At 72.3% G+C, this 16,117-nt stretch carries 13 protein-coding genes and 1 pseudogene; 6 read left to right on the top strand and 8 right to left on the bottom strand.

What is annotated here, in order from left to right; translation table 11 throughout:
• Positions 1 to 77: 77 nt before the first annotated feature.
• Together AFB00_RS10260 and AFB00_RS10265 are read left to right on the top strand one after the other, a co-directional pair.
• Positions 78 to 1,484, top strand: coding sequence for an FAD-binding protein (locus AFB00_RS10260; RefSeq protein ID WP_068800179.1), 1,407 nt, complete (start codon positions 78 to 80; stop codon positions 1,482 to 1,484).
• A gap of 19 nt (positions 1,485 to 1,503) precedes the next feature.
• On the top strand, positions 1,504 to 2,259 hold the full coding sequence (locus AFB00_RS10265; protein WP_068797040.1) for a decaprenylphospho-beta-D-erythro-pentofuranosid-2-ulose 2-reductase: 756 nt from the start codon (positions 1,504 to 1,506) through the stop codon (positions 2,257 to 2,259).
• 128 nt (positions 2,260 to 2,387) lie between these two features.
• On the opposite strand, the gene AFB00_RS10270 is transcribed toward AFB00_RS10265, so the two are convergent.
• The 4 genes and pseudogenes from AFB00_RS10270 to AFB00_RS36145 form a co-directional block, all read right to left on the bottom strand.
• Complete coding sequence (locus tag AFB00_RS10270; protein ID WP_068797041.1) at positions 2,388 to 3,038, bottom strand: nitroreductase family protein; 651 nt, start codon at positions 3,036 to 3,038, stop codon at positions 2,388 to 2,390.
• A gap of 18 nt (positions 3,039 to 3,056) precedes the next feature.
• Positions 3,057 to 3,734: a hypothetical protein gene (locus AFB00_RS10275; RefSeq protein WP_068797042.1), complete on the bottom strand. Its 678-nt coding sequence runs from the start codon at positions 3,732 to 3,734 to the stop codon at positions 3,057 to 3,059.
• 78 nt (positions 3,735 to 3,812) lie between these two features.
• Positions 3,813 to 4,910 carry an acyltransferase family protein gene (locus tag AFB00_RS31640; protein WP_068797043.1) on the bottom strand — a complete coding sequence of 366 codons (1,098 nt, stop codon included), beginning with the start codon at positions 4,908 to 4,910 and terminating at the stop codon, positions 3,813 to 3,815.
• 83 nt (positions 4,911 to 4,993) lie between these two features.
• A pseudogene (locus AFB00_RS36145) lies at positions 4,994 to 5,548 on the bottom strand (acyltransferase family protein); the annotation flags it as partial.
• A 194-nt stretch (positions 5,549 to 5,742) separates the two neighbouring features.
• Here AFB00_RS36145 and AFB00_RS10290 point away from each other — a divergent pair.
• The gene (locus tag AFB00_RS10290) at positions 5,743 to 8,961 is read left to right on the top strand and encodes an arabinosyltransferase domain-containing protein (protein WP_068797045.1); all 3,219 of its coding nucleotides are present in this window, start codon (positions 5,743 to 5,745) and stop codon (positions 8,959 to 8,961) included.
• A gap of 44 nt (positions 8,962 to 9,005) precedes the next feature.
• A complete protein-coding gene (locus AFB00_RS10295) occupies positions 9,006 to 10,910 on the top strand; it encodes a glycosyltransferase (protein WP_068797046.1) in 1,905 nt (634 codons plus the stop codon).
• A 232-nt stretch (positions 10,911 to 11,142) separates the two neighbouring features.
• Here the strand turns inward: AFB00_RS10295 and AFB00_RS31650 are convergent, their stop codons facing one another.
• Positions 11,143 to 11,940: a TauD/TfdA family dioxygenase gene (locus AFB00_RS31650; RefSeq protein ID WP_197519812.1), complete on the bottom strand. Its 798-nt coding sequence runs from the start codon at positions 11,938 to 11,940 to the stop codon at positions 11,143 to 11,145.
• Positions 11,941 to 12,149: 209 nt separating this feature from the next.
• On the opposite strand from AFB00_RS31650, the gene AFB00_RS10300 reads away from it, so the two are divergent.
• Positions 12,150 to 12,482 carry an NUDIX hydrolase gene (locus AFB00_RS10300; protein ID WP_231974306.1) on the top strand — a complete coding sequence of 111 codons (333 nt, stop codon included), beginning with the start codon at positions 12,150 to 12,152 and terminating at the stop codon, positions 12,480 to 12,482.
• 6 nt (positions 12,483 to 12,488) lie between these two features.
• A complete protein-coding gene (locus AFB00_RS10305; protein ID WP_197519813.1) occupies positions 12,489 to 13,646 on the top strand; it encodes a helix-turn-helix domain-containing protein in 1,158 nt (385 codons plus the stop codon).
• On the opposite strand, the gene AFB00_RS10310 is transcribed toward AFB00_RS10305, so the two are convergent.
• From AFB00_RS10310 to AFB00_RS10320, 3 genes are all read right to left on the bottom strand, one after another.
• Complete coding sequence (locus AFB00_RS10310; protein ID WP_068797049.1) at positions 13,606 to 14,259, bottom strand: hypothetical protein; 654 nt, start codon at positions 14,257 to 14,259, stop codon at positions 13,606 to 13,608. The two genes, AFB00_RS10305 and AFB00_RS10310, sit on opposite strands and share 41 nt — an antisense overlap.
• Positions 14,260 to 14,353: 94 nt before the next feature.
• On the bottom strand, positions 14,354 to 15,010 hold the full coding sequence (locus AFB00_RS10315; protein ID WP_083275413.1) for an HIRAN domain-containing protein: 657 nt from the start codon (positions 15,008 to 15,010) through the stop codon (positions 14,354 to 14,356).
• A gap of 112 nt (positions 15,011 to 15,122) precedes the next feature.
• Complete coding sequence (locus AFB00_RS10320; protein ID WP_068797051.1) at positions 15,123 to 16,037, bottom strand: hypothetical protein; 915 nt, start codon at positions 16,035 to 16,037, stop codon at positions 15,123 to 15,125.
• Positions 16,038 to 16,117 lie beyond the last annotated feature (80 nt).

Consider the following 16,117-nt stretch of genomic DNA (forward strand, 5'->3'; position numbering starts at 1 on the left):
CGGACGCGGGCGCGTGGCCCGGCGGGGTGCGGGCGCCGCCCACGGCCGGTGCGGGTGCCCTCGGTAGCCTGGCTCCGATGACGGACACGACCGTTCCCAGCAGCCTCCGGACCGACGCCCCGGCGCGGCGGACCGCGTCCCTGCACGGCTGGGGACGGACCGCCCCCACGATCGCGCAGCTCGTCTCGCCGCGCGGCGCGGAGGACGTCGTCGACGCCGTCCGTGCGGCGGGTGACCGCGGGATCATCGCCCGCGGGCTCGGCCGTTCCTACGGCGACCCGGCGCAGAACGCGGGCGGGCTCGTCCTCGACATGCCCGCGATGGACCGGATCCACGCGATCGACCCGGACTCCGGGGTCGCCGACCTCGACGCCGGTGTCTCGCTGGACGCGCTGATGCGGGCCGCGCTGCCGCTGGGCCTGTGGGTCCCGGTGCTGCCCGGCACCCGGCAGGTCACGATCGGTGGCGCGATCGGTGCCGACGTGCACGGCAAGAACCACCACACCAAGGGCAGCTTCGGCAACCACGTCGAGTGGCTGCAGCTGGTGACCGCCGACGGCACGGTCAAGGAGCTGACGCCGGACGGCGCCGAGCGCGACCTGTTCTGGGCGACCGTCGGCGGCATGGGCCTGACCGGCGTCGTCGTCCGGGCGAAGGTGCGGCTGCACCGCACCGAGTCGGCGTACTTCGTCGTGGACACCGACCGGACCGACGATCTCGACGGCCTGCTCGCTCTGCTCACCGACGGGTCCGACGACACCTATGGCTACTCCGCCGCGTGGTTCGACACCACCGCGACCGGGGCGCGGATGGGCCGCTCGGTGCTCACCCGCGGCTCGCTGGCGACCGTCGACCAGCTCCCGGCGAAGCTGAAGGCCGACCCGCTCAAGTTCGACGCGCCGCAGCTGTTGACCTTCCCGGACGTCTTCCCGAGCGGGCTGGCCAACAAGCTCTCGCTGACCGCGTTCAGCGAGCTGTGGTTCCGCAAGGCCCCGCGCCGCCAGCGCGGGTCGGTGCAGAACATCACCGCCTTCTACCAGGTGCTCGACCTGTTCGGGGAGTGGAACCGGATCTTCGGTTCGAAGGGCTTCCTGCAGTACCAGTTCGTCGTCCCGATGGGCGAGGAGCAGGCGCTGCGCCGGATCCTGGAGAAGATCTCGCGCTCCCCGCACAAGTCCGGGCTGAACGTGTTCAAGCGCTTCGGCGACGGCAACGACGCACCGCTGTCCTTCCCGGTCAAGGGCTGGACGATCACCGTCGACTTCCCGATCGCCGGCGGCCTGTCCCGGTTCTGCACCGAGCTGGACGACATGGTGCTCGCCGCCGGCGGGCGGCTGTACCTGGCCAAGGAGTCGCGGACCTCACCGGAGGCGTTCGCCGCCGGCTACCCGCGGTTCGACGAGTGGAAGGCGATCCGCGACGCGGCCGACCCGGCCGGCGTCTTCGCCTCCGACATGTCCCGCCGCCTCGCACTCGCACTCTGAGATCCCTGGAGCTCCCCTCATGATCGACGCCGTCGGTAACCCGCAGAGCATCCTGCTGCTCGGCGGAACCTCCGAGATCGGCCTGGCCACCGTCCGCGCGTTCGCCGCCGACCGGCCGCTGCGGGTCGTGCTCGCCGCACGCCCCGGCCCCCGGCTGGACGCCGCCCGCACCGAGCTGGAAGGGCTCGGCTGCGGGGTGGAGACCGTCGAGTTCGACGCCGAGGCGGTCGAGACGCACGCCGAGGTCGTGAAGAAGGCCTTCGCCGGTGGGGACATCGACGTGGCGGTCGTCGCGTTCGGCCTGCTCGGGGACAACGAGCGCGGCTGGACCGACGTCGAGCACGCGGTCGAGCTGGCCCAGGTCAACTACACCGCGACCGTCTCCACCGGGGTCGCGCTGGCCGAGCGGTTCCGCGAGCAGGGCCACGGCTCGATCGTCGCGATCTCCTCGGTCGCCGGTGAGCGGGCCCGGCGCTCCAACTTCGTCTACGGCTCGACGAAGGCCGGGATGGACGCGTTCTACACCGGGCTCACCGAGGCGCTGCGCGAGCACGGCATCACGGTCACGATCGTCCGTCCGGGCTTCGTGCACTCGAAGATGACCGAGGGCCTCGACCCGGCGCCGCTGGCGACCACCCCGCAGGCGGTGGCCGACATCGTCGTGGACGCGGTGCGGACGAAGAAGGAGCTCGTCTGGGCCCCGGCCCCGATGCGCTTCGTGATGAGCGCGCTGCGCCACGTGCCGCGCCCGATCTTCCGCAAGCTCCCGATCTGACCGCGCCGCTTCTCTTCTCCCCTCCCCCGGTCCCACTCATGGAGCTTCGGCCTCGTCACACGAGGCTGAAGCTCCATGAGTGCATCCCGGGGCGGGGCGGGGCGGGCGGGGCGGGGTGCGCGGGCGGGTCACCAGGTGTCGAGGTGCAGGACCGTGTCGAGGGGCTGGCGCTTCGCGGGCTTGAACGTCTCGCCGGTGAAGTAGGCGACCGGCAGCAGCACGCCCTGGCGGACGTCGTCCGGGATGCCGAGCAGCTGCGAGATCTCCTGCTCGTAGCGCAGGTGCAGGGTCGTCCACGCGCTGCCGAGCCCGCGGGCCCGCAACGCGAGCTGCAGGCTCCACGCGGCCGGGAGCAGTGACCCCCACATCCCCGCCTGGTTCGCCGCCGGCAGCTCCGCCGACGCCTTCAGCGCCCCGATGACCAGTACCGGGGCGTCCCCCATCCGTTCGGCCAGGTACAGCGCGCTGTCCGCGACCCGGTGCTGGGTGGCGTCCCGGTCGGCGTCGCCGGAGGTCCGGGTCGTCGGGTAGGCCGAGGACTCCCGGTAGGCCATGAACGACCTGCGGTAGTACTCGCCGACCGCGCGGCGCTTCTCGGCGTCGGTGATCACCAGCCAGTGCCAGCCCTGCTGGTTGGAGCCGCTCGGCGCCTGCAGCGCGACCTCCAGGCTGTCCCGGACCAGCTCCATCGGGACCGGGCGGTCGAGGTCCAGGCGCTTGCGCACCGAGCGGGTGGTGGTCAGCAGTTCGTCGGGGCCCAGGGGTAGCACGTCGGTCATGTCCCGATCGTGCCTGCCTCAGCGCGGCCGGCGCACCACCAGGACGGCCCGCTCCCCGGTCCCGGCGGCCAGCGTCAGCCGTCCGGACGACCTCTGGGCCCTGGCCGGTGCGGTGCGCGGGTCCAGCAGCACCGGCACCCCGCCGTACGGCCCGCGGGTCAGCCCGTCCGAGCCCTCCCGGACGATCTCGAACCCGGCCCCGGTGAGGATCTCCCGGATCCGGACGTGGCCGCGCGGCACCGGCGGGGCCGGCCAGCGGGCACCGGCGAGGTCCCGGCCGCGGCCCTCGGCGTCCGCCGCGACGACGAGTGCGTGCCCGCCCGGCGCCAGCGCCCGGAACCAGCCACCGGGACCGGTGTCCTCGTCCAGCGCGCTGTCCGGGGTCCGGTCCAGCACCTCGACGGCGGTCAGTGACGGGACCCGGGCCGGGAGGTCGGCCACCCGCAGCTGCACCGGGCAGCCGGGGGCACCGGCCCGCATGGCGGCCGCCTCCCCCGCGCTCCCGGCGAGCCCGGACACCGGCCCGAGCCGGGCGAGTGCGGCCAGCACCGCGCCACCGGCACCGGCGACGTCGAGGAAGGGCCCACGGCCCAGGTAGGTGCGGACCAGGCGGAGGTACCAGTGGCGGGCCGCCCGGTCCGGCGCGGCGGGCGCGGGATCCGGCAGCTCGTCGGACGGCGGAGTCGTGGGGATCATCGGTCCACAGGGCTCGGTGGGACGGCGGGCACCCGCCATTCTTCCCGGCCCGCTCCGGACGAGGCCCCCGGACCCGGCTCAGGCCCCGTGCGCCGGCCTGCGGCGGCGCCGGGCCGCGGCGCCCGAGGCGGCGACGATCGGTGTCGCGGCACTGCCGTGGGTGTCCCGGCGGCGCCGGCCGCAGTACTCGACACCGGTCCGGGAACCCGACCGGGTCCGCTGCACCCGCGGCGTGGGGACGTCGGCGTCCGGAGTGGTCCGCGACGCGAGCTGCAGCGCCCGCAGCCGCTCCACCCGGTCCGCGGTCTGCGCGCCACCGGGGCCGTCGGCGAGCGGGGTGAACAGACCGGCTCCGGGGCTCCGCGGGGCACCGGCCGCACGCGCGGCGACGAGCCGTTCGACCGCCGTCCGGCCCGTCCCCTGGCCGGGGACGACCACAGGCAGCACCGAGGTGTCCGGATCGCGCCGGGCGTCCTCGGTGGTGACCCGGTGCCCGTCCGCGGCGACGGCCGGCAGCACGCAGGTCTCCGGATCGCGGCGGGCCTCGGTGGTGTCGACCCGGACCGGCGCCGGCGGCTCGGCGGGGACGGCGGGGACGGCCGCCGCCCGGCGGCCGGGCAGTGCCCGCAGCCAGCGGCGGGCGGGACGTTCGACGAGCTGGTGGAGCAGGTGAGCCACGGGCAGAGTCCCCACGAAGACGGTGAGCGCGATCAGGTGCCCGGTCTCCCCGCCAGCGGGGACGGCACCGGTGTCGCTCAGGAACCAGAACACCTCGAACACCGGGATGTGGACGAGGTAGAGCGCATAGGAGATCCGTCCGCCGTGCACGACGGCCGGACGGGTGAGCAGGTGGTGCACCGGCCCGCGGTCGGCGAGCGCAAGCGCTCCGACCAGCACCGGGAAGAGCAGGACCGCGGCCCCGTGTGCCCCGCCGCCGTACGCGTCGCCCGCGACGAGCACCACCGGCACACCGACGGCGGCCGCGGTGGCCGTCCCGGACGCCACGGCGCCCACCCGGGCGTGACGCAGCCGCCGGACGGCGAGCATCGCGAGCACCCCGGCGGAGAATCCGCCGAGGATCCGCACCAGCCAGCTGTACGGGTAGTACGGCGACCCGACGACCACGAACGCCGCCGCGAGCGGCGTGACGCACAGCAGCGAGCCGGCGGCGAGCACCGCGAACGGCAGTTCCGCAGCCGGTAGAACCCCACCGCGAACAGCGGGAACAGCAGGTAGGCCAGCCACTCCGCGCTGATCGACCAGGTCGGGCCGACCCAGGACGCCCCGTCGAGGAACGCCTGGTTCCACAGCTGCACGCCGACGAGCTGCTCGAGCCAGGTCCGGACGTCCAGGTCGGGCTGCACCGCCTGGTAGGCGACGTCGTCGGTCCCGCCGAGCACGGCGCGGGCGACGAGCCAGATCCCGAACAGGTGGAACACCACCGCGTAGGCGGGCCACATCCGGGCGACCCTGGCCCACACGAACCGGCCGGTGGCGCGCGTCCGCAGCCGGGGACCGAGCTGCTCCAGGTAGGTCCAGGCGATCACGAAACCACTGAGGACGAAGAACAGGTCCACACCGAGCGCACCCTGGGTGACCAGCGGGCCGAGCCATCCGGTCAGTGCCTCGACGCCGGCCGACGGGGTGAAGTGGAAGTGGAACGCGACCACCCACACCGCCGCGACGATCCGCAGGCCGGTCAGCGCGGTCAGCTCGCCCGACGGTCCGTCCTGGTCGGGAGACGGGTGGCCGGTGCCGGACGTCACGGTGGACGCGTCGCCGGACGTGCCGGGCCGGTGGGTGCGGATGCTCACGTCCGGGGCAACGAGCCGTCGTCGCCACCGTCACCGGTGACACCCGAAGAGGGCCCGAATGCCGCATGCAGTGACGCACGGTCACGACACGCCGAGAAGATCATCCTTGAGACCCCGGGCGGGCGAAATCACGGCGCCGCGGACGTCACGGGGGCATCACGGACGATCTTCGACGCCCGTCTAGCCTCGGCCGGGTGCAGACCGCCGACACGGAGCCCGGTCGTCGGGCCGGATCCGGGTCCGTCGACCGCCGGTCCCGTCCCACCGATCGCCTGTTCGCCGCCGCGCTCGGGCTGGTGTCCGCGCTGCTCGCGCTCGCGATCCCGTTCCTGCCGGTCCAGCAGAACACCGCGACCGTCACCTGGCCGACGGCGCAGACCGGTACCGCGCCGCTGAACGCCCCACTGGTCGCCTACCGCGCCGAGAGCCTGCGGGCGACCATCGGCTGCGACGCGATCCGCAGCCTCGACGACCGCTCCCCCGGCCCGGCGACCGTGGTGTCCACGACCCCGGCCGGCGCACCGGAGGGCGACGGCGTCGGCCTGCGGACGGTCGTGAACGACGGGACCCTGCTCGTGGACAACCGGGGCCAGCGGGTGGCCACGGTCCCGCTCCCGCCGCCGGGCGAGCCGTGCGAGCTGACGATCTCCTCGGACGGCGCCGCCACCACCGTCGCCGTCGGTCGGGCGACGGTCTACGAGTTCGCCGGCGACGCCCGCCCGCAGGTCACCGGCGTCTACTCCGACCTCGACGCGGCCACCGACCCGATGGCCGGGTCGGTCGTCGGCTTCGACACCGACAACCGGTACGACACGAACGCGTCGCTGCTCAAGCTCGTCGCCGGGGCCCTGGCCGTCGTCGCACTGCTCGGGTCGCTGTACTTCCTGCGCCGGGTCGACGACGCCGACGCCCGCCGGGTCGTGCACGGCCGCCGGCTGGCCGTCCGGCTGCGCGGCCGCGACACGGTGCGCGACCTCGTCGTCGTCGGGGTGCTCGTGGTCTGGGCCGTGATCGGCTCGATGACCCCGGACGACGGCTACATCCTCGACATCTCCCGCGGCAACGACACCGCCGGCTACATCGGCAACTACCACCGCTGGTTCGACGTCCCCGAGGCCCCGTTCGGCTGGTTCTACCAGCTGTACTCGCTGTGGAGCGGCGTCTCCGACGCGGTGCTGTGGCTGCGCCTGCCGCCGCTGGCCATGGGGATCGCGTCCTGGTTCCTGATCAGCCGGGCGCTGCTCCCGCGCCTGGGTACCCGGGTCCGGCGCAGCCGCTCGGCCGGCTGGGCCGCCGCCGGGGTGTTCCTCTGCTTCTGGCTGCCGTTCAACAACGGCCTGCGCCCGGAGACGGTCGTCGTCATCGCCGCCCTGGTCTCGTTCGTGACCCTGGAGCGGGCGCTGGCCACCCGGCGGCTGCTCCCGGTGGCCGGGGCGCTGGTGGCCGGAGCGTTCGCCGTGGCGGCCACGCCCACCGGCCTGATCGCGCTCGCCCCGCTGCTCGCCGCGGCCCGCCCGCTGCTCAAGCTGCTGACCGAGCGGATCCGCACCTCCGGCTGGCTCACCACGCTCGGCCCGCTCGCCGCGGCCGGGCTGATCGTGCTGACGGCCGTCTTCGGCGACCAGACGTGGGCCTCGATCGCCGAGGCCACCCGGGTCCGGACCGAGATCGGGCCCAGCCTGTCCTGGTACGAGGAGCTGTCCCGCTACGAGCTGCTGTTCAGCGACTCCCGGGACGGCTCGGTGCAACGCCGCTTCCCGGTGCTGCTGCTGTGGCTGTGCCTGATCGTGTCGACGATCGTGCTGCTGCGCCGCGGGCGGATCCCGGGCGCCGCGCTCGGGTTCTCCCGGCGGCTGCTGACCAGCACCGCGCTGTCGTTCGCGGTGCTGGCGCTGACCCCGACCAAGTGGACCCACCACTTCGGCGCGTTCGCCGCGCTCGGCGCGGGGGTCGCGGCCCTCGCCGCGCTCGCGACGTCGACCGGCGTGCTGCGGTCACGACGCAACCAGGCGTTGTTCCTCGGTGCCGTGCTGGCCGTGACGGCGCTGGCCTTCCGCGGGCCGAACACCTGGTGGTACGTGTCGAACTGGGGTGTCCCGTGGTTCGACAAGCCGGTCTCGGTCAACGGGATCGGGGCGACCACCCTGCTGCTCGCGGCCGCGTTCGTGTCGCTCGTCGTCGCGTCGGTGGAGCACCTGCGGTCGTCGTCGGGCGTCCCGCGCCCGGTCCCGGCCCCCGGGCGCCGGCGCAGCGCCCAGGCCCAGGCGGTCCGGCTCGGGTCCGCGCCGGTCGCGATCATCTGCGCGTTCATGGTGGTGTTCCAGGTCGCCTCGCTGGCGAAGGGCATGGAGAAGCAGGCCGGGTCGTACTCGCTCGGCGAGGACGTCGTCACCGACCCCACCGGGTCCCGGTGCGGCCTGTCCGGGCGGATCGTGGTCGAGACCGACCCGGCGGCGAACGTGCTGCCGCCCGCTCCGCCGACCGGTGCCCCGGACGACGGCCCGGTGCTCGACGGGTTCGTCCCCGACGGCCTGCCGCCCACCGGCCCCGGCTCGCTGCGCGACACCAGCGGCGACGGCGACCGGCAGCCCGGGATCACCGGTACCGGCCCGCTCGGCGGACCGGTGACCGGCAGCTGGTCGCCGGACCCGGACGCCGTCGGGGAGTACCGGTCGATCCGGTACGCACTGCCCGAGCAGGCCCGCGACGGGTCGGCGCCGCTGGTGCTCGGGATCGCCGGCACCGTCGGCGGCGGGACGACGCTGGCCCTGGAGTTCACCCGGGACGGACGGGTCGTCGACACGATCGAGCCGGGTGCCGGCGGTGCCGTGACCACGACGGCCGACAGCGCGGGCGGCGCGTCCGGCGGGCGTGCCTGGCGCGACCTGCGCCTCGACCTGACCGGGCGGGACGCCGCGACCGCCGACGCCGTCCGGGTCGTCGTCACCGACCAGGGCCTCGGCGCGAACTCCTGGATCGCGGTGGCACAGCCCCGGGTGCCGCGGCTGACCCCGCTGACCGAGGTCGTCGCCGGTGAGCCCGGCTACCTGGACTGGGCCACGTCGTTCGTGCACCCCTGCCTCACCCGCTTCGGGGTGCACCGCGGCATCGCCGACGTCCCGGCGTTCCGGATGCTCGCCGATCCCCAGCAGCGCACGGTGGCCGACGAGTGGGGCCGCGGCTCCAACGGCGGCCCGCAGGGCTGGCTCACCCACGTCGGCGCCCAGCGCTACGTGCCGACCTACCTGCCCGGCTCCTGGGACTTCGACTGGGGGCAGATCCGGCTCGTCGACCCGTACGACCCGCGGGCGGTGCCCGCGACCGCCGAGCACGGCAGCCGGACGATGTGGGGCTGGCAGCAGGTCGGCGAGGCCGGAGCAGCGCCCGGGAACCCGTCGCCGCTGCCCGGCTGAGAGACTCCCTCCGACCCGACCCCTCCGAGAGGCGACCGCGAGACATGCTGGACACGGCCCGTCCCACCCGTGAGAGCGAGCCCGCAGCCGCGTCCGGCGCCGACCGGCGCCCGGAGCGGCTGGTGGTGCAGCGCGGGCCGTTCACCGGGCCGACCGCGCTGGTCCCGGAGGATCTCTACGCCGAGGTGCAGCGGGGCGCCGCCCGCCGGGAGCGGGACCGGATCGAGCTGGCGCCCGCCACCCTGGTCAGCACCAACACCTACTGGGGCCGGCTGCACGCCACCTACTGGCAGCGGTGGACCGCGGTGCCCGAGGTCCGGGTGACCGCGCGGGCGAGCGGGCGCGGCCGCATCTGGCTGATGGCGTCGGACACGAACAAGGTCGCCCGCGCGGTGACGGTCGTCGAGATCGACACCGACACCGACGGGGGGCGCGACGTCGAGCTCACCGGTGCGATCGACCGGTTCCTCGACGGCGGCGGCATGTGGCTGGAGATCGGCACCGACACCGGTGAGCTGGCCGTGTCCGGTGTGGAGTGGGCGGTGCACGTCCCGCCGCCCGCGCGGCCGACGTCGATGACGATCTGCACCTACAACCGCGTCGACGACTGCCTGAACACGCTGCAGGCGCTGCTCGACGACCCGGTCGCCCTCGACCGGCTCGCCCTGGTCCGGGTGGTCGACCAGGGCAGCGACCCGCTCGAGTCACGGGACCGGTTCGGCACGCTCGCCGAGGTGTTCGGTGCCCGGCTGGTCTACCAGCGCCAGCCCAACCTCGGCGGCGCCGGTGGTTTCACCCGCGGGCTGTACGAGGCGACCGCCGGGGACCCGGCCGACGACCACGACGTCCTGCTGATGGACGACGACGTGCAGCTCGACCCGGAGATCGTCGTCCGGCTGACCGGGTTCGCCGCCTGCACCACACGGCCGACGATCGTCGGCGGCCAGATGCTCAACCTGCTGCACCCCGGGCACGTCCACATCACCGCCGAGTACGCCGTCCCCGAGAAGCTGCGGGTCGGCAAGCCGATCCCGGGTGCGCTGGAGGAGGGCTACCTCCTCGGCCGCGACGAGCGCCTGCTGCCGATCGTGCAGGAGCGCCGCGTCGACACCGAGTACAACGGCTGGTGGTCCTGCCTGATCCCGGCGCCGGTCGTCCGGGCGGGCGGCTACCCGCTGCCGCTGTTCTTCCAGTGGGACGACGTCGAGTTCGGCTACCGCGCCCGCGAGCACGGCTTCGGCACGGTGTCCCTGCCCGGCGCCGGCGTGTGGCACGCCGACTTCGGCTGGAAGGACTGGGACGAGTGGCACCGCTACTTCAACCAGCGCAACGGCCTGATCACCGCGGCACTGCGCACCGGGTTCGACCGCCGCACCGTCGCGTCGACGGTCGTCGAACTGCTGGCCCAGTACCTCGTCGGGATGCAGTACGGGCTGGCCGCGACCCTGCTGACCGCGGTCGAGGACTTCCTCGAGGGCCCGTCGGTCCTCGACGACGGCTCCGCGGCCGCCGCCGCCCGGATCCGCCGGATCCGCGCCGCCTACCCGGAGACCGCTGCGGTGCCGATCACCGACGTCGATCTCGACCCCCGCGAGTCCGTCGTGCACCTGGCCGGCGGCAAGCCGTCGAAGATGGTCCGGACCTGGATCAAGCGGGCCCTGCTGCAGACCTCGGGACGGCTGCCGTTCCGGTCCGGCATGGTGCCGGCCGGTGAGGCGCACTGGTGGCACGTCGCGTTGTTCGAGCGGGCGATCGTCACCGACATGGCCGAGACCGGCGTCCGGATCCGGACCCGCGACACCGAGCGCCTGCGGGAGCTGAGCACCCGCGGCGTGCAGACGGTGCGCCGGCTGTACACCGAGGGCCCCGCCGTGGCCCGGGAGTGGAAGACCGCCGAGCCCCGGCTCACCGCACGGGAGACGTGGAGCCGGCTCTACGCGGACTCCTGACCGGCCGCGACCGCCCGAGCAGCACGGCGACGAGCACCACGACCGACGCCAGCGGCATCGGGTGGCCCACCGCGACGACTGGTGCACCGCAGATCGCTTGGTAGCGGCCCACCCCGGTCCAGACGCCGTCATCACAGGCGACGGCTGAGACCAGATATGTACGCCAGTCCGCGACCGACATCATCGCCAACACATCTGGCCGAACCCCGATCGCTGTTCCCAGGTCGGCGCGTCACGACTCATACTCACCGGCATTTCGCCCGATAGAGTGGTCGAATCGGCTTTCGCCTGGCTGTGTGTCCATGCTTCGGGGGAAGCCGCCCATGACGATGTCGGATCGAGAGGCATCGGCGGTGATTCTGTAGATGACGCGAGGGCCGACGTACGATCGGCGACCGTGCAGCCACCGTCGGTTGTCGAGCACATAGCCGGTTCCAGAACGTGCAGGGACCGCCCACATATGGCGCTCGATCCCCGCTCGCAGCGCTGGAATATGCGGTTCGACGCGTGACCCGAACCGCGCCAACGAGTCAAGCCTGAGACGTATCGACACAACATCGTTCGTGGTTGCGAAGACCGATGCCAGGCATCCGTCCGCACCACCGAACAGCGCCGACGACGGCACAGACAGCGCGGCGAGTGCCTCCGGATCGTTTTCTTCCAGGTCGAGGTACACGGCGCGACCGTCGACCAATAAGGACTCGCCGCCTTCGGTCGGCTCACGGCCGCACACCGTGAACAGCAGGCCGGGCGGATCGACGACCCCCGATCTGTCGGTGTGCGGGTACAACGATGCACAGGTGAAGCCGGCAAGAGCGGCTGCACTGGCTCCACGATCTTCGATGACGGTCACGCCGTCCGGACCGCTGTCGCGATGTGGCACGACCACGGCTCCGATACAGCGGGCCAACGCGAGGAGACTCACGGGATCGGGCACGGCATCGACGAGGGACAGGCCGGTGCGGGCGAGATCGGCGAGAACGTCGACGGAGGCCGTCGAACGACGGACGGGCACGTCCGGAAGCACCACGTGAATCACCTTCTTCTGTGATGCCGCAACGATCGGCGGTACACCTCGTGCGCGTCCACTGACAGATCGTCAACCACCTGCCGAGGGCGCGACTGCTACGTTGACCGACGTTCAGCACGCCGGCCGAAAGGAATACCGTGCCGCCTCCGTCAAAGTTCTCCGTTTCAGTTAAAGGCGTCGTCCTCGACCGACAGCATCGCGTTCTACTGTTGAAGAACGAGCGCGAGGAGTGGGAACTCCCCGGTGGACGTATCGAGATCGGCGAGACTCCAGAAGACTGTGTCGCCAGGGAGGTATTCGAGGAGACGCAGTGGAAAGTCGCCACCGGGCCAATTCTTGATTCATGGATGTACTACATCGATGAAGTCGAGCGGCATGTTTTCATCGTGACATACGGATGCCGCCCGATTTCCGAAACCGAACCGGTGCTGTCGCACGAGCACAAGGAGATCGGACTCTTCTCGCAGCCCGAGGTGAACGCCTTGACCATGCCGGCCGGCTACAGGCGCTCGATCAGCGCTTGGCATCGGCTCACGACCTGATTTACCGTGACCTCGACCAAGTGGCTCTGGTCGAGCTCGGACGCCGCACAGTCACTGCGAACCCGTGAGCTCGGCCAGATACTCAGAACATATCGACGACTGAACGGTGTCAGCCAGGAGCGATTGGCCGAACTGCTGGGCTATGACAAGACGTATATATCCATGCTCGAAACGCGACGGCGCTCGATCACCGACGTGAGAACCCTCCGTCGCATTGCACATACACTCGGCGTTCCCGTACACGCATTGGGAGCGACCGAAGCGGACGACGCGACCTTCGAGGCGATGATCCAGTTCGCAGGATGGGTGATCACCCTCGCTGAGATCGCCCGGAAATCGGGAGACGCAGCCCACGCGGTCGACGAACTATGGCCACTGGTCGCCCGACTCGAATCGAGGGCCTCGGAAGGATCGCTGGAGCGGGAATCCCTGATCATCCTTGTTCGCGCTCGACTCAGGCTTGGGGTTACGCTGGGAACGCTTCTCCCCGAAGAGAACCTGGCACATGCGGCAAAGTGGACCGGACGCGCGCTTCTCGCGGCGACCCATCTCGACGACGCCGAACTCACCACCAGAGTGCTCGCCATGCACGGCAACGAATTAAGGAAAGCAGGACGAACGGCGGCATCGATCAGCCGGCTTCAGCTCGCCGTCTCCCGGGCGAGCGACACGACCATCGCCGCGGCTGCCAGCGCAATGCTTGCGCGTGCCTACGGTGAAGCAGGTCGAGAAGACCTCTTCGACGGTGCCATGCGCAGCTATCGGAGTCACCTCGACCGCGCGCCGGAGTCGGGGATGCTGGCAACCGAGTTCACCTATCGAGAGATCCACCTACGCGGCCTCGCCGACACCGGCCGCACAGCGGAGGCACACCGGCTCATGCAACGGTCGAACGCTGCGGTAGCACCCCCCGCGCCGCAGTGGGCGGCCATCGAACGGATCACCGCCGGACGTGTGCTGCTCGCGACCGGCGAGCGTGAGGAGGCCGAGGCTGCATTGATCGTCGGCCTGCGGCTCGCGGAATCGGCCCGCCTCCCGCACCAGGTCCAGCGAGCCGTCCGTGTGGCGATCTCGGGCGGGCTGCACTCCGTGACCGAGACCGGCCGCACTCTGCTCCTGCGACTTACCGACTCGGCGTGGAGCCGGCTCTACGCGGACTCCTGAGCGGCCGCGACCGCCCGAGCAGCACGGCGACGAGCACCACGACCGACGCCAGCGGCATCGGGTGGCCGACCGCGAACCCGGTCCCGAGATCGACGACGACGGCCACGCAGGCCGTCGCGAACATCCACCGCGGGCCGGTCGTCGGCTTCGGGCGCCCGGCGGAACGGCGCGTCCGGCCCCACGGCTTCTCGATCGACAGCCACGCCTGGAACGCGATCGCGGCGACCATGAGCAGCGTGAGCGTCAGCAGCGTCGCCGGCAGGGACCCCGCGGGATCGGCCCTGGCCGCGTCGAGCCGGGCGGAGAGCACGACGATCCCCAGGTAGAGCTGCACCAGCGTGATCGCGAACTTCGTCGCGACCCAGCGGTGCTGGAAGAACCCGTACGGCGTGGCGGCGGCCAGCACCATCCCGGTCAGCGCCGATCCGACGGCCAGCGGGGCGAGCAGGACCGCGTCGAGATGGTGCGCGGCGAGCAGGGCCGGCCCGCGGACGGCCGGGTCGGTGGCGAACACCTGCAGTGCGGCGAGGGAGGCGGCGAGCGCCATCCAGCCGACCGAGGTGAGCACGTGCAGCCAGACGGTGAGGCGGCGCCAGGTCTTGGTGGAGAACACACTCCCAGCACACCGCGGCGGGAGGGCGGGCCCATCGGGTGCGACCCCGGGGGCGGCCCGGGGGTGGGTCGTCGTTGCGACGTACGCGGAGGGGTCAGCTCCCCCACCGTCGCCACCGGCCACCCGACATCGGGACGTAGCCGGGCGGCGTCGAGCCCGCCAGGCGGACGAGCAGCCGCAGATGCGGTGGCGCTTCGGGCCCGTTCACGTGCTCCACGGTCAGCGACACCGGCCCGGTGCCGAGCATGGCGTCGAGGTGGTCGAGCAACAGGTCCGGTACGTAGCCGAGCGGAGCACCGTCGGACGTACACACCAGCCTGGCCGCCAGATTCCGTACGTTGCCCGGTTCCCTCCGCAGCTCCAGCCGGTCCCCCGGCGCGAGGACGGGTAGCGGGCCACCGGTGACGTACCGGATGCCGTGGACGAGGAAGAAGCACGTGCTCGAGCCGTCCGCCTCGACGGAGGGGACGGGGAACATCTGCACCGTGTCACCGGTGCGCCGGCCCTCCGAGCGGGCCAGTTGCTCCCACGGGGTGGCGTGTGCGTCGAGATGGAGCTGCCTGAGGTACTCGGCGAAGTCCGGTCGGCGCCAGCTCATGATCCGCTGGGAGAACAGCGGGAACAGCCGCTCCGAGCGGTACTCGTGGGACAGGTCGGGAAAGCTGAGGAACGCCTGGAAGCCCTCGACCGCTGCCGCACGCAGGTAGTGGAACCGGTATCCGAAGCCCGGGCCGTGTTCCAACCTGCCCACCGGACTGATCAGACGGGTTCCGGGGTGTTGCCACGCGACGATCAGGGCACCCGCCGAGCGGCCCGTTCCAGGAGCCACCCGGACGGCGGTGCCCGATGTCTCGACGGTCGGGTCAGCGGACATCGAGCAACCTCTCCCTGTTGAGCCGGAGCATCTCTCGGGCGAACCTAGCCGCCGGGTCCGACAGTCCCGGGACGGCCGCGACCAGGTCTGCGATCTGGTCGATCCGCACCGCCTCGAGTCTCTCGAGCCAGATCCGCCCGGCCGGCTCGGCTTCCAGGGTCGCACGCACCACGTCGACCAGGCTCGGTATATCCGACCGCCGCGCGGGAACCCGGTGCTCGAACCGGTGCGCACGGGCCGCCGTCACGAACGCGTCGAGCCCGTTGCGGAGCAGCGCGTCCCGCCGGGAATCGCGAAGATTGAACCCCAGCGAACTCGCATGATCGAACGACGGCGCCAGCCGGAGCCGCCCCGGTCCCACCGACTCGCGCAGCACGGCCCAGTTCTGGTCGTGCCGGTCCTGGTTACCGGTCCAGGCGTCCAGCACGAGGAATCCGACGAATGCCGCCGGAGCACCGACGTTTCCGACCCCCGGTGGGCCGTCGAGCCCCCGCAACGCCTGCAGGATCGCCGCCGGGCTGTGACCGGGCCGCCCCGGGGGCCGGATCTCACCTTCGACGTAGTCGGGATCCCGCGCGCTGAGCAGTACGGACCCGAGGACGAGGTTCCACCCGTCCGGCGCGACGTTGCGGGACACCGAGCCGGCCGTTCCCCCACGCACGGCGACATCGATCTCCGCGCACGGGACGCCCAGCAGGCTTCCGAGCTCCGCTGCGAGTTTCTCCGCCCAGTCCTCACCCTGCCGGTTGCCGTTGGCCGGAGTCACGACCGGCTTGAACAACCAGTCGTGTTCCCGGGTCGTCGTCGGGATCCCGGGTGGCCTGATCCAGACCTTGGCCTCCCGCCCGACCGCCTCCGGCCGGGCGGACTCCCAGTCCGAGACATCGACCACCGGGAACCCCACGCGCGCACCGTATCGCCGAACACCGACCGGAATGCCGCAGTCGCCGTCGAGGATGGTGCACCGATGCCACCACCGCCGCT

The sequence above is a fragment of the Pseudonocardia sp. HH130630-07 genome, assembly GCF_001698125.1.
GTDB lineage: Bacteria > Actinomycetota > Actinomycetes > Mycobacteriales > Pseudonocardiaceae > Pseudonocardia.